We start from the raw sequence: 13,338 nt of genomic DNA on the forward strand, positions 1-13,338 counted from the left end.
CGCGGGCGGCTCGGGGCGGCGCCGGCGGGCGCCGCCCTTCGGCTCGGGGCGGTGGCGGCGCCGCCCCGGCGGCGGGAGCTGCGGGGCGGTCACGGCAGCAGCCATTCGACGGGCCGCTGGGCGGCGAGGTGGATGGCGGCGGTGAGCGGCGCCGGGGACTCCAGCTCGTACGGCGGCCCGTCGGCGGAGGACCAGACGTAGCCCGACTTCGTGGCGGAGGAGCGCTCCAGCCGCACCAGCACCGCGATGGGGTCACCCTGCCGGGAGAACTCCTCGGCGAGCCGGGCGTCCCCGAGGAAGCCGGTGAGTCGGGCGCGGGTCTGCGGGGTGCGCCCCACCGCCTTCACCCGGCCCCGGAGCACGCCGTAGCGCTGCTGGGGGACGGAGCGGACGGTGAGGTCGACGCGGGCGCCGACCGGGATGGTCGCGGTGTTGCCGCCGGGCACGTAGACCATGGCCACCAGCGGCTCGCCGGGGTCCTCGATCCGCTCCACGGTGGCCACGTCCGCGCCGGTGGTGACGACCCCGCCGATCTTCACGGCGAGCGCGGTGACCCGCCCCCGGGCCACCGCGCGCACGGCGCGGTCGCCCTCGCCCGTACGGACGGTCACCACCGGCTCCCCGGCGGCGACCGTACGGCCTTCCTCGGCGTGCACCTCGGTGATCTGGCCGGCGACGGGGCTTTGCAGCAGGTAACTCCCCTGGGCGCGGGTCAGCAGGCCCGGTGCGGTCACCTTCGAGGACACCGTCCCGGTCACCGCCCAGAAGCCGGCGACGGCCATCACGACGACGGTGACGGCCAGCACCAGACGTCCCGGCGGGCGCGCGAACCGCACCGGGAGATCGAGTTCCTCGGGCGACTGCAGTTTGGAAAGCGCCTTCTGGCGGAATTGCACGGACCGTTCCTTCGACTGCATGCGACCGGGCGGAGTGCGCGGTGTTCCGCCGCGCGTGCTTTCCGGCGGGTACGCCTGTGGCCGCCGGCGGGCCGCGACGGGAATTCCGTAAACGTGCGTGCGCGCGCGTCTCGTACGCCGACCGCTCCGGGCGGACCGGAATGCGGGCCGGCGCGGCGCACCGCGGAAGGGGACGGGCCGGAGCGCGAGCGCGCCCGGGGCCCGCCGGCCGTGGGCGGGCCGGAGGGGTACGGGCCGGAGGACGGGGCACCCCCGCGGACCGGCCCGGCGGAGGTGCAGGCAGCCATGAACCCCGGAACGGGGAGATCCGGGGTTCATGGGCGACCTCACGGGGTGCCCACGCACCCGTCAGGCTCTGTGACACCGCGGGCCGTACGGCCCGCCGGCACGGTGCGTCTCAGAGGCCCAGCGGAGCGGTGACCGCGGAGGTGTCGGCGTGCACGCCGGTGATGCCCGCGGCCTGGTTCACGGCGCCGGTGGCGACACCCTGCACGGCGCCGGTGGTCTCCAGCGAGCCCAGGGTGTTGGCGACGTCGCTGGTCACGGCGCCGGCGACACCGCCGGCGACGCTGACCACACCGCCGGCGACGGCGTCCAGCTCGGTGTCGGCGATCTCGCGGGTCTCGAGGTCGTTACGCATCGCGCGTATTCCCTTCAGTTGTCGGACTTTTCCGAGGTCGTGGTGCGGTCGCCAGCGATGAACGATCCGTCCACTGCCGCGGCAGCCTGGCGCCCGAAAACCGATCAGCATTCGCACAACTGCCGCAGTGCGCATGATGAAAGCACGCGAACGAGGCACCCGGCCAATCCCGTTGACGCTTCATGAACGGCTGCACCGGGACCACATGTGACGGCCGTGCAGTTCCGTCCGCCGAATGGTGACAACTTCTTCGCAGAACGGCGTGACGCTTTCCGCGGCGCCACCGCGCCTCCCGGGCCGCAACCGGACATGACCGACCTGTCGCGTGGGGCAATTCGGGCATGACGCGGAGCCGCACGGGAGTTCGGGCCACTCATGCACACGATGTGGAGGTTTGCTGAATGCACGGTTCCACTTGCCGGGTGACGGGCAGTCACCCGCGCCGGCGGGCCTCGGTACGACCACGGGCGGCACCGCGGGCAGCACCGCGGGCCGCCTTTCGCGGCGCCTGCGCAGCGCGCCGAGCGGCGGGCATCGATCACCGGCGACCACCCGAGCCCGTCACCGCGCCGGCCGTGCACACGCGGCCGGCCTCCGCACCGCCCGCCGCATGCCGTGCACCCGGGTCCGGAGACCCGCGAGGGAGCACCGCACACATCCGCGCCGCCCCGGCCGCCCGCGGTCCGTGCGCGCACGCGACAGCGCCGAGGAGCACGGGCGGGGGCGCGGGATCGGCTCCGGCGCCCCGGCCGCGGAGAGGACCGCGGGGCCACCGCAGCCCCCGGCGGCAGGCCGCTCCCCCACCCCGTACACCGCACGTACCGGCGTGCACGCGCTACGGTGCGTTTCACTGCGTATCACCGTGTATCACTCAGAAGCACCCGTCCAGGGACAAGGCGTAAAGTCCTTAGCAGAGGGATTCCCGCGCGAGATCGGAGGGGCGCCATGGCGACCCGGACGCGCTTCGCCCCGGACCGGGGCCTCACCGGCCGGATGGTCGGCACCATGTTCCTGATCGGCCTGCTCTACGTGGTCTTCGTCGGCGTGCTCATCGCCCTGCTGCAGGGGGCCTGGCTGCTCATCGTGCTGCTGGTCGGCGGCCTGTTCCTCGCCCAGTTCTACTTCAGCGACCGCATCGCCGCCTACAGCCTGGGGGCCCGCGAGGTCACCCCCGAGCAGGCCCCCGAGCTGCACGGCGCCGTCGACCGGCTGTGCGCCCTGGCGGACATGCCGAAACCGAAGGTGGCGATCGCCGACTCCGACCTGCCGAACGCCTTCGCCACCGGCCGCAGCCGGGACAAGGCCGTCGTCTGCGCCACCACCGGGCTGCTGCGGCGGCTGGAACCGGAGGAGCTGGAGGGCGTGCTGGCACACGAGCTCTCCCATGTGGCACACCGGGACGTCGCGGTGATGACGATCGCCGCGTTCCTGGGCGTGCTGGCGGGAACCGTCACCCGGATCGCGCTGTGGAGCGGGCTGATGCGGGGCGGCGGCGACCGGAACGCCCCGCTGCTCCTGCTGATCCCCCTGGTCAGCGCCCTGGTGTACGCCCTGAGCTTCCTGCTCACCCGGCTGCTCTCCCGTTACCGGGAGCTCAGCGCGGACCGCGCCGCCGCCCTGCTGACCGGCCGCCCCTCCTCGCTGGCCGCCGCCCTGACGAAGATCACCGGCCAGATGGGGCGCATCCCCACCCGTGATCTGCGCCGGGCGGAGCCGTTCAACGCGTTCTTCTTCGCGCCGGCCTTCTCCAGCCGGCAGAGCCTCGGCCGGCTGCTCTCCTCGCACCCGACGCTGGAGCAGCGCCTGGACCAGCTCCGCCGCATCTCGGCCCAGCTCGGCCAGCCGTGAGCACGGGAGCGCCCGGCGCGTCCCGTCCCCCCGCGCGGGTGCACCCGCCACCCGTACACCCCCACCGCCCGGAAAGGAGCCCGGAACGATGGGCCTGCTGGACATCCTCCTGGGCCGCTCCAAGCCGGCCCGCCCCGACCTCGACCAGCTCTTCGCCCTCCCCTCCGCCACGGTCACCCTCCGCGTCGCCGCCGGGTTCGCGCCGACCGGCCTGGGGTCGGTCTGCTTCGCCAGCGTCGAGGGCGGGGCCATGGACCGGCTGCAACAGGACGTACGGGCGCTGCTGGACGCCGACACGGAGCACGGCGGCATCCCGGTGGAGTTCAGCCGCGACGCGTACGGCTACACCTGGCTGCTCTCCCGCCACCCGGCGGACGAGCCGGAGTCCGTGGTCAACGATCTGCACGCCGTCAACACCCTGCTCCAGGACGGCGGCTTCGGGCCGCAGCTCCTCTGCTCCCTGATGGGGTTCCGCGACGACACGGGCGACCGCCCGCTCGCCCTCGTGTACCTCTACAAGCGCGGCACCTTCTACCCCTTCGCCCCGCTCCCCGGCGAGAAGCGGAACAACGCCCTGGAGCTCCAGGTGCAGGGCGCCCTCTCCGACGACCTCCGCATCGAGCCCGACCTCTCCCGCTGGTTCCCCGTCTGGGGCGCCCCGGGGCTGTAGCCGCCGGTCTGCGTGGTCGCGGCCCCGGATGCGGCCTGAAACAACTCCTCACGCCGGTAGGCAGGTTGGCCGCATCGACGCCACAATCATGCGCATGCCGGACAACCACGGAAGTACTCCGAAAGGGAGCAGACGCACCGGTTGGGCTGTGGTCCTGAGCCTCTTCGTCCTCTGGACCGTGCTGGCCAACCAGTGGGTGGAACAGGGCTGCGAGGTGGGGGAGAGCTACGGGCTCGTCCTCAGCCACGGAACTCCGGATCTTCTGGAGGCGCTGGTGCTCTGCTGACGGGCGGTAGGCGGGCTTGTGCCGTGCGGCGCGAACCCTTCGAGCCGGGCGGGGGCGGGCGCGTCGGTCGCGGAGGTGCCGTCGGCTGCGGCGGCCGGCCTGGACCGGGTACGAGATCCCGAGTAGCCGGCCCGGCCGGGCACCCCACCGCGGCGCCCGTCGATGGCGCGCCGAGGGCGCAGCGCGCCTTGCGCCGTTCCGTGGAGCGCCGGAGCGGGATACGGTCGGCGCGTGGTGTTCGACTCCGGTGACCCGGACTTCCTGGCCGATCCGTACCCGGCGTTCGCCGCGCTGCGGGAGCGCGGCCCGGTCCACTGGCACGGGGGCCTGGGGCTCCCGGTCGCGGTCTCGCACGCGGCCTGCTCCGAGGTGCTGCGGAACCGCTCCGCGGGCCGCATCTGGACGGACAAGACGCCCGCCGCGTCCTTCCCCGCCTTCAACCTGCTGCACCGCAACTCGCTGCTGGAGACGGAGCCGCCCCGGCACACCCGGCTGCGCCGGCTGATCTCCGCGGCGTTCGCCCGGGGGCACACCGGCCGCCTCCAGCCGTGGGTGCGCGCGGTGGCCGGCCGGATGACCGGCTCACTGGCCGCGGCCATCGAGGCGGAGGGCTCGGCGGACCTGCTGGAGCACCTGGCCGCACCGCTGCCGGTCGAGGTGATCGCGGAACTGCTCGGCGTGCCGGAGGCGGACCGGGCGCGGCTGCAGCCGTGGTCCAACGCCATCGTGAAGATGTACGAGTACGGACTGCCACCGGAGGGCGAGGCGGCGGCCGAGCGGGCCGCGGCGGAGTTCGTGGCGTACCTGCGGGAGCTGGCCGCGGCCCGCACCCGCGAGCCGGGCGAGGACCTGATCAGCGACCTGGTGGCGGAACGCGACGGTGCGGACCGGCTCACCGGCGACGAGCTGGTCGGGACCGCGGTGCTGCTGCTGATGGCCGGGCACGAGGCGACGGTGAACGTGATCGGCAACGGGGTGCTGGCGCTGCTGACCCACCGCGACCAGTGGGAACGGCTGGTCGCGTCACCGGGGCTGATGCCCACTGCGGTGGAGGAGCTGATCCGCTTCGACGCGCCGCTCCAGTTGTTCGAACGGACCGCCACCGAGCCGACCTCGGTGGCGGGCCACGAGCTCGCGGCGGGCGACCGGATCGCCGCGCTGCTGGGGGCCGCGGCCCGCGACCCCGCCGTCTTCGGCGAGCCCGACAGGCTCGACGTCGGCCGCTCCCCCAACCCGCACCTGGGCTTCGGTGCGGGCATCCACTACTGCGTCGGGGCGCCGCTGGCCCGGGTGGAGATCGCCGCCGCCCTGGAGGCCCTCACCACCCGGCTGCCCGGGCTGCGCCTCGCCGGCCGGCCGGAGCGCCGGCAGGAGTTCGTCATCCGCGGCCTGCGCACCCTCCCGGTGACGGTGTAGCAGCCTCGCTGCGGAGCGCGCGGCGTCCCGGCGCCGGACTGCGGGTTGCGCTCAGTAGTGGTAGCGGGCCTGGACGACGACGTGTTCGTCGCCTCGCACACGGTAGACGAGCCGGTGCTCGTCGTCGATGCGACGAGACCAGTAGCCGCTGAGGTCTCCCTTCAGCGGCTCCGGTTTTCCGATACCCGCGAAGGGGTCCCGCTTGGCATCCTCGATCAAGCGACTGAGGCGGCGGGTCATGCGGCGGTCCGTCTCGGACCAGTGCACGTAATCCGCCCACCCGTGTTCGGTGAATACGGTCTTCACTCGGCGTCGTCCACCTCGATCAGCTCACGAGGCTCCACGTTCCCTCGTTCGGCCTCCGCGACCCTTTCGGCCAGTCGCCGGGCGTTGGCGGGTGAACGCAGCAGGTAGATGGTCTCCTGCCAGGAGTGACGACCGGTTCAGGCGGGCTGGACGAGTTCGACCAGGACACCGCCGGCGTCCTGCGGGTAGACGAAGTTGACCAGGGAGTTCGCGGTGCCGCGCTTGGGGGCGGAGTAGAGCAGGCGGACGCCGCGGGCGCGCAGGGCGTCGCTGGCGGCCTCCAGGTCCTCGACGGTGTACGCGACCTGCTGGAGCCCGGGGCCGCTGCGGTCCAGGAAGCGGGCGATGGCGGAGGAGGAGTCCAGCGGGGCGAGGAGCTGGATGCGGGAGGCGGCGGGGTCCTCGCCGAAGGCCAGCATGGCCTCGCGGACGCCCTGCTCCTCGTTCTCCTCCACGTGCAGGCAGCGCATGCCGAAGACGCGGCGGTGGAAGTCGACGGCCTCGTCGAGGTCGGGGACGGCCAGGCCCACATGGTCGATGCGGGTCACCCCGATGTCGGAGCCGGGGACGGCGGCCGCGTCCGGGGACGGGGCCGCGGCGTCCGGGGTGACCGTGGTGCCGGTGGTGTGCATGGGGAAGCTCCTTCGGGTTCAGGGCCGGTCGGCCGTGGACTGTTCCGCCGCGTGCCCCAGGCCGCCCGTGCGCAGGCCGAGGGTGTGCTCGACGGCCGCCATCACGGGGGCCGCGGCGTCGTGCAGGTAGAAGTGGCCGCCGGACATCATCCGGATCCGGGCGCCGTGCACCGACTGGGCGCGCCAGCCCTCCAGCAGGTCCGCCGGGGCCACCGGATCGGTGGTGCCGCCGAAGACCGTCAGCGGCATGCCCAGCGGCGGTCCGGGGTCGTGCCGGTAGGTCTCCAGGACGGCGTAGTCGGCGCGGAGCATGGGCATCACCACCTCCATCACCTCGTCGTTCTCCAGGACCTCCGGCGGGGTGCCGCCGAGGGTGCGCAGTTCCTGCTTGACGGCGTCCGGGGTGGCGGAGTGGATGACGGGCCGTACGCGCCGGGAGCCGGGCGCCGCGCTGGCGGAGACGAAGAGGTGCTCGGGCTGCCGGGCGCCGCGGGCGCGGAGGACGCGCGCGAGTTCGAAGGCGACCAGGCCGCCCAGGCTGTGCCCGAAGAAGGCGTACGGGCGGTCCAGCGCCGGGGCGAGGGCGTCGGCGAGGTGGGCGACCAGCGGCCCCATGGCGTCGTAGGGCCGCTCGGCCATCCGGCGTCCCCGGCCGGGCGGTTCCACGGCGTACACCGCGAGGCCCGGGCCCGCGGTGGCGCGCAGGCCGCGGTAGACGGCGGCGTTGCCCCCGGCGTACGGGAAGCAGAAGAGCCGGAAGGCGTCGTCGGCACCGGGGGTCTCGCCGAGCAGGTGGGGCAGCGGGACCGGCGTGTCCTGCCGGCCGCCCGTGCCCGGGGGCCGGGCGCCCGGGCCGGGCGCGGGGAGCTGCGTGGCGGGGGCGGGCTCGTGCGGTGCGGTCACGGCGTCCTCTCTCCGTGGTGGTCCGGGGTGGCGGCGTCGCCCGGCGCCCCGCCGGCGGCGGGACCGGTGGCGCCCGTGCCGGTCGCCGGCTCGCCGGGCTCCGTGGCCGGCTCGCCGGCAGCGGGCGCGCCGGCGAGGAGGCGGGCGCGCAGGGTGTGCACCGGGGCGTCGGGGTCCGCGACGACCAGCGCGAGGGCACGCTCCCACTGCCGCATCAGGACGTCGGCGGCGCGGGCGTCCAGCCGGTCCGGCGCGTGGAGCCACATGCCGCGCAGCCGCCCGTCGTCGTCCTCGCGCATCATCAGCGCGAGGTCCACCGCGGAGGCCGCCATGGTGACGACCACCTCGGCGAAGACGTAGTCGTCCCCGTGTCCCGGCTCCAGCGGCTCGGCGTGCAGCCCGTGCAGGTCGAGCGCGGGCACGTCGGCGTTGAGCAGGTTGAAGGAGACGGCGAACGGGTCGTGCCCGGGCCGCCGGGACCAGTCCTGGGCCCACAGCGGCACGCCCTGGTGGGCGTGGGCGCCGAGGGTCTCGGCCCGTACCCGCCGGAGCAGATCGCGGAAGGCGGGGTCGTCGGAGAGGTCGGCGCGGACCACGGCCTGGCCGACGAAGAAGCCGACCAGTCGTTCGGTCTCCGGGCGTTCGCGACCGGCCAGTGGGAAGGAGACCGGGACGTCGTCGGTGCCGGAGTAGGCCGAGAGCAGCACGTCGAAGGCGGCCAGCAGGACCATGAAGAGGGTGGCGCCCTCCTGCTGCGCGAGCCGGGTGAGCTCCCGCGTGATGGCGGAGTCCAGCCGGAACCCGCGGGTGGCCCCGGTCGCCGGTACGGCCGCCTCGGCCTGGTGCGGGGGCGCGGAGAGGCGCAGCGTCGGCGGCAGGTCGCGCAGCCGTTCCCGCCAGTGGGCGAGGCCCGCGTCCAGGGCGCCGTCGGCGAGCTGCCGCCGCTGCCAGGCGGCGTAGTCCGGGTACTGCACGGTCAGTTCCGGCAGACCCGGGTCCCCGCCGGTGACCTCGGCACGGTAGAGGTCGCGGAGCTCGGCGAAGAGGACGCCGTACGACCAGTTGTCGGTGACGAGATGGTGCATCAGCAGAGCGAGCACGGTCTCGTCGTCGGCGGTGCGGATCAGAGCGCCGCCCACCAGGGGTTCCGCGTCGATGCGGAACGGGTGGCGTTCCAGCTCGGTCAGTGCCGCCCGCAGCCGCTCGGCGCGGGCCCCGGGGCCGGACGCGTCACGCAGGTCGAGGTCGCGGAGCGGCCAGCGGGCGTCCCCGGCGGGGTCGATCACCTGTACGGGGTCGCCGGAGTCGTCCCCGGGGCCGCCGGGTCGCCGGACGATGCGGGTACGCAGCGCCTCATGGCGACGTACCAGCGCGTCCAGGGAACGGCGCAGCGCCGGCGCGTCCAGGTCGCCCTTGAGCCGCACGGCGGTGAGCACGTTGTGGAACGGGTCGCCGGCGTCGACCGGGTGGTGGAGCACCAGGTCGTCCTGGGGGAAGGAGAGCGGGACGCCTCCCGTGCGGTCGACCCGCGGGATGGGCTCCTCCGCGCCGCCCCCCGCGGCGGCGAGCGCGGAGACCCGGGCGGCGAGGTCGGCGAGCACCGGGTGGTCGAAGACCTCCCGTACGGACAGCCGTACGCCGTGCTCGGCGGTGAGGCGGGCGGCGAGCCGGGTGGCGAGCAGCGAGTGGCCGCCGCGGGCGAAGAAGTCGTCGTGGGCGCCGATCGGGGGCGTGCCGTCCGCCGGCTCGACACCCAGCAACTCCGCCCAGAGCGCGGCGATCGAGCGCTCCGTCGCGTCGCGGGGCGCGACCCGCGGGGCGCCGGTGCCGGCGGCGTCGGGGTGGGGCAGGGCGGCCCGGTCCACCTTGCCGTTCGGGGTGAGCGGGAGGGCGGGCAGCGGGACGAGGGCGGCGGGCAGCAGGTGTGCCGGGAGCCGGTCGGCCAGGTGGCGGCGAAGCCGCGCGGGGAGGGCGCCGGGGCCGTCGGGGGTGTCCGGCCCGGTGGGGCCGCCGGCCGGCACGGCGCCGGCCGCACCCTCCGGCGCGCCCGCGGGGCCCGCTGCGGCGGCGGCCGGCACCACGTAGCCGACGAGGCGCTTGTCGCCGGGGCGGTCCTCGCGGACGGTCACGGTCGCCTGTGCCACCTCGGGGTGGGCGAGCAGCGCGGCCTCGATCTCGCCGGGCTCGATCCGGAAGCCGCGGACCTTCACCTGGTCGTCGAGGCGCCCGAGGAACTCCAGTTCCCCGTCGTGCCGCCACCGCACCAGGTCGCCGGTGCGGTACATGCGGGCGCCCTCCGGCCCGTACGGGTCGGCCGGGAACCGCTCGGCGGTCAGCTCGGGCCGTCCCAGGTAGCCGAGGGCCACGCCCTGCCCGGCGACGTGGAGTTCGCCGGGGACGCCGGGCGGCACGGGGGCGCCGGTCCCGTCGAGGACGTAGGCGCGGGCGCCGCGGACCGGGCGGCCGATGGACGGGGTGCCGTCGCCGGTGAGGGGTTCGCTCATGGTGGCGCAGACGGTGGTCTCGGTGGGCCCGTACGCGTTGATCATGCGGCGTCCGGGGGCCCAGAGAGCGGCCGGCCCGGCCGGGAGGGCCTCGCCGGCCGTGATCAGAGTCATGCCGTCCGGGAGCGCGCCGGGGTCGAGCGCGGCCAGCGCGGTGGGCGGCAGCGTCACATGGGTGACGGCGTGCCGGGCGAGGGTGGCGGTGAGCGGGTCCCCGGGCATCAGGTCGTCCTGCGGGGCCAGCACCAGGGTGGCGCCGGAGAGCAGCGCGACACAGGTCTCGGCGACCGAGGCGTCGAAGCTCGGGGAGGCGAACTGGAGCATGCGGTCGCCGGGCCCGACCCGGAAGCGTTCCGCCTGGGCGGCGACCAGGTAGGGGATGCCGGTGTGCGGCACCAGGACGCCCTTGGGGGTGCCGGTCGAGCCGGAGGTGTAGATGACGTAGGCCGGGTGCTCGGGGGTGAGCGGGCGCGGCAGGTCGGCGGCGGAGGGGGCGGTGGCGGACCGTCCGGCCAGGTCGCCGGCGGTGGCGGGGTCGTCCAGGACGACCCGCGGGACCGGCGGGGCGTCCTCCGCGGAGGGCAGCCCGGCGGCGGCAGCGGTGTCGGTGACCAGCAGCACGGGCTCGGCGTCGCGCAGCATGAACGCCACCCGCTCCGGCGGGTAGCCGGGGTCCACGGGCAGATAGGCCGCGCCGGTACGGGCGACCGCCAGCAGCGCCTCGACCAGCCGCGGCGAGCGCGGCAGCGCCACGGCGACCCGGTCGCCGGGCCCCGCGCCCCGGTCGAGCAGCAGCCGGGCGAGCCGGGCGGAGGCGGCGTCGAGTTCCGCGAACGTCTGCGCGGTGTCCCGCCAGAGCAGCGCGGTGGCGTCCGGCGTACGGGCGACCTGCGCGGCGAACAGCTCCGGGAGGGTGCGCCCCTCGGGCACCTCCGCGGCGGAGTGGGCGTCGCCGTCACCCCAGACGGTCAGCACCCGGTGCCGCTCGTCGGCGTCGAGCAGGGGGATCTCGTGCACCGGCCGGTCCGGGGCGGCGACGACCGCGCGGAGCAGCCGCTCCAGGCGGCGCAGCAGCGTCTGCACGGTGCCGGGGTCGAAGAGGTCCGTGCGGAACTCCACGGTGCCGTCCACACCGGCGGCCGCGCCGCCGGGGCCGTGCCGCTCGGTCAGCGAGAGGGTGAGGTCGGTACGGGTGGTGCCGGTGGACACGGGCAGCGCCTCGGCCGCCACGCCGGGCAGCTCCGGGGCGGCCTCGGGGGTGTTCTGCCAGGCGAGCAGCACCTGGAAGAGCGGGTGGTGGGCGAGGGAGCGGCCCGGGTTGAGGGCGTCGACCAGATACTCGAACGGCACGTCCTGGTGGGCGTACGCGTCCAGGCTGCGCTCCCGCACCCGGCGCAGCAGTTCCCGGAAGGCGGGGCGGCCGGAGAGGTCGGCGCGGAGCACCAGGGTGTTGACGAAGAAGCCGATCAGGTCCTCCGCGGCGGCGTCGGTGCGGCCCGCGACGGCGGTGCCGACCGGGATGTCCTCACCGCCGCCGAGCCGGCCGAGGAGGGCGGCCAGCGCCGCGTGCACCACCATGAACGGGCTGGCGTCGGCGGCGCGGGCCAGTTCGGAGATCCCGCGGTGCAGCTCCGCGTCCCAGCGGAGGGTGAGGGTGCCGCCGCGGTGCGAGGCGCGGGCGGGGTGCGGCCGGTCGGTGGGCAGCGCGATCCGCTCCGGCAGGCCGTCCAGCGCGGTGCGCCAGTGGGCGAGCTGCCGGGCGAGCAGGCTGTCCGGGTCCTCCGGGTCGCCGAGGAGGTCGCGCTGCCAGAGCGCGTAGTCGGCGTACTGGACGGGCAGCGGCGGCTGCTCCGGGGCGCGTCCGGCGGTGCGCGCGCGGTAGGCGGCCGCCACGTCGCGGGCGAGCGGGGCCAGCGACCAGCCGTCCGCGGCGATGTGGTGGAGCACCAGCACCAGGGTGTGGTCCTCCGGGCCGGCGGCCAGGAGCCGGGCGTGCAGCGGCGGTTCGCGGGTCAGGTCCACGGCGTGCCGCACGGCCTCGTCGACGGCGGCGTCCAGCGCCTCCTCGGCGACCTCGGTGACCGGCAGCGCGGGGCGGGCCTCCTCCGGGTCCAGCACCCGCTGGTACGGCACCCCGTCGCGGTCGGGGAAGACCGTACGCAGCGCCTCGTGCCGCGCCACCACGTCGGCCAGGGCGGCGCGCAGCGCGCCGGTGTCCAGGCGGCCGCGCAGGCGCAGCGCCACGGGGATGTTGTAGGTGGGCGAGGGCCCCTCGAGCTGGTGCAGGAACCACAGGCGGCGCTGCGCGTGGGAGAGCGGCAGCGGCTCGGGGCGTACGGCCGGGCGCAGCGGGGGGCGCGCGGTGCCGTCCTGCTCCGCGTCCAGGCGGCGGGCGAGCCCGGCGACGGTGGGCGTCTCGAAGAGGGCGCGTACGGGCAGCTCCACGCCGAACTCGCCGCGGAGCTGGGAGACCAGGCGGGTGGCGAGCAGCGAGTGGCCGCCGAGGTCGAAGAAGCCGTCCTCGACACCCACCTCCGGCACGCCGAGCACCCGGGCGAAGGCGGCGCAGAGCCGTTCCTCGCGCTCGGTCCGGGGCGGCACCCGGCGCCCGGCGGCGGCCGGGCCGCCCTCGGGGGCGGGGAGGGCCTTCCGGTCGATCTTCCCGTTGGGGGTCAGCGGCAGGGCGTCCAGGAGGACGAAGGCGGCCGGGACCATGTAGTCGGGGAGCTTCTCCGCCAGGGCGGCGCGCAGCGGCGGGGTGAGCCGCTCGGCGCGGCGCCGGGCGGCGCCGTTGACGAAGGTCTCCCAGCGGGGTTCCGGCTCCGGGGCCGCCTGTGCGGACTCGGGTGCGGTGGCCGCCCCGGGTGGGGCGGGCGCCGCGGTGGCGCGGCCGAGGGGCGGGAACGGCGGCGGGCCGTCCGCGCCGACGGGGAGCAGCACGGCGTCGAAGGAGCCGTCCGGGCCGTGGCCGGACCAGTCGAGGTGGAGCCGGTGCCCGGTCTCGCGGGCCAGTGCGTACAGCTCCTCCGGGTCGACGGCGCCGTCCGCCGGGCGCTCGGCGGCCTCGCGGCGCAGCGCGCCGGCGGTGAGCGGGGCCTCCGGGCCGGGACGGCCGGTGCCGGTCTCCGGCGCGTCCGCGGTGGGGGCGTGCCCGCCGCCGGAGTCGCCCGGGCCGGCGGGGCCCGCGGATGCACCCGTGGCCGCGGGAGCGCCCGG

10 protein-coding genes are annotated in these 13,338 nt (G+C 75.9%); 4 read left to right on the forward strand and 6 right to left on the reverse strand.

All coding sequences use genetic code 11. The features are described 5' to 3' along the window. Positions 1–89 precede the first annotated feature (89 nt). Together HOY81_RS25565 and HOY81_RS25570 are read right to left on the reverse strand one after the other, a co-directional pair. Positions 90–896, reverse strand: a complete 807-nt coding sequence (locus HOY81_RS25565; protein ID WP_237323075.1) for an HlyD family efflux transporter periplasmic adaptor subunit — start codon at positions 894–896, stop codon at positions 90–92. Between the two features lie 418 nt (positions 897–1,314). Beyond that, positions 1,315–1,557 carry a hypothetical protein gene (locus HOY81_RS25570; protein ID WP_237323076.1) on the reverse strand — a complete coding sequence of 81 codons (243 nt, stop codon included), beginning with the start codon at positions 1,555–1,557 and terminating at the stop codon, positions 1,315–1,317. A 945-nt stretch (positions 1,558–2,502) separates the two neighbouring features. Between HOY81_RS25570 and htpX the strand changes: the two genes are divergently transcribed. The 4 genes from htpX to HOY81_RS25590 all read left to right on the forward strand — a co-directional run bounded on the left by htpX (position 2,503) and on the right by HOY81_RS25590 (position 5,777). Then, a complete protein-coding gene (gene htpX, locus HOY81_RS25575) occupies positions 2,503–3,405 on the forward strand; it encodes a zinc metalloprotease HtpX (protein WP_237323077.1) in 903 nt (300 codons plus the stop codon). Positions 3,406–3,493: 88 nt separating this feature from the next. Then, a complete protein-coding gene (locus tag HOY81_RS25580; RefSeq protein ID WP_237323078.1) occupies positions 3,494–4,075 on the forward strand; it encodes a hypothetical protein in 582 nt (193 codons plus the stop codon). Positions 4,076–4,223: 148 nt separating this feature from the next. Further along, positions 4,224–4,361 carry a hypothetical protein gene (locus HOY81_RS25585; protein ID WP_237323079.1) on the forward strand — a complete coding sequence of 46 codons (138 nt, stop codon included), beginning with the start codon at positions 4,224–4,226 and terminating at the stop codon, positions 4,359–4,361. A 231-nt stretch (positions 4,362–4,592) separates the two neighbouring features. Then, the gene (locus HOY81_RS25590) at positions 4,593–5,777 is read left to right on the forward strand and encodes a cytochrome P450 (protein ID WP_237323080.1); all 1,185 of its coding nucleotides are present in this window, start codon (positions 4,593–4,595) and stop codon (positions 5,775–5,777) included. Between the two features lie 51 nt (positions 5,778–5,828). Here HOY81_RS25590 and HOY81_RS25595 read toward each other — a convergent pair whose 3' ends face one another. The 4 genes from HOY81_RS25595 to HOY81_RS25610 all read right to left on the reverse strand — a co-directional run. Beyond that, a complete protein-coding gene (locus HOY81_RS25595) occupies positions 5,829–6,083 on the reverse strand; it encodes a Txe/YoeB family addiction module toxin (RefSeq protein WP_237323081.1) in 255 nt (84 codons plus the stop codon). 137 nt (positions 6,084–6,220) lie between these two features. Then, positions 6,221–6,715 carry a methylmalonyl-CoA epimerase gene (gene mce, locus HOY81_RS25600; protein ID WP_237323082.1) on the reverse strand — a complete coding sequence of 165 codons (495 nt, stop codon included), beginning with the start codon at positions 6,713–6,715 and terminating at the stop codon, positions 6,221–6,223. Between the two features lie 18 nt (positions 6,716–6,733). Next, positions 6,734–7,618, reverse strand: coding sequence for a thioesterase II family protein (locus tag HOY81_RS25605; protein ID WP_237323083.1), 885 nt, complete (start codon positions 7,616–7,618; stop codon positions 6,734–6,736). Next, positions 7,615–13,338, reverse strand: a 5,724-nt coding sequence (locus HOY81_RS25610; protein ID WP_237323084.1) for a non-ribosomal peptide synthetase, incomplete at its 5' end; no start/stop codon positions are given. The genes HOY81_RS25605 and HOY81_RS25610, both read right to left, overlap by 4 nt.

Source organism: Streptomyces sp. JJ36 (assembly GCF_021696945.1).
Taxonomy (GTDB): domain Bacteria; phylum Actinomycetota; class Actinomycetes; order Streptomycetales; family Streptomycetaceae; genus Streptomyces.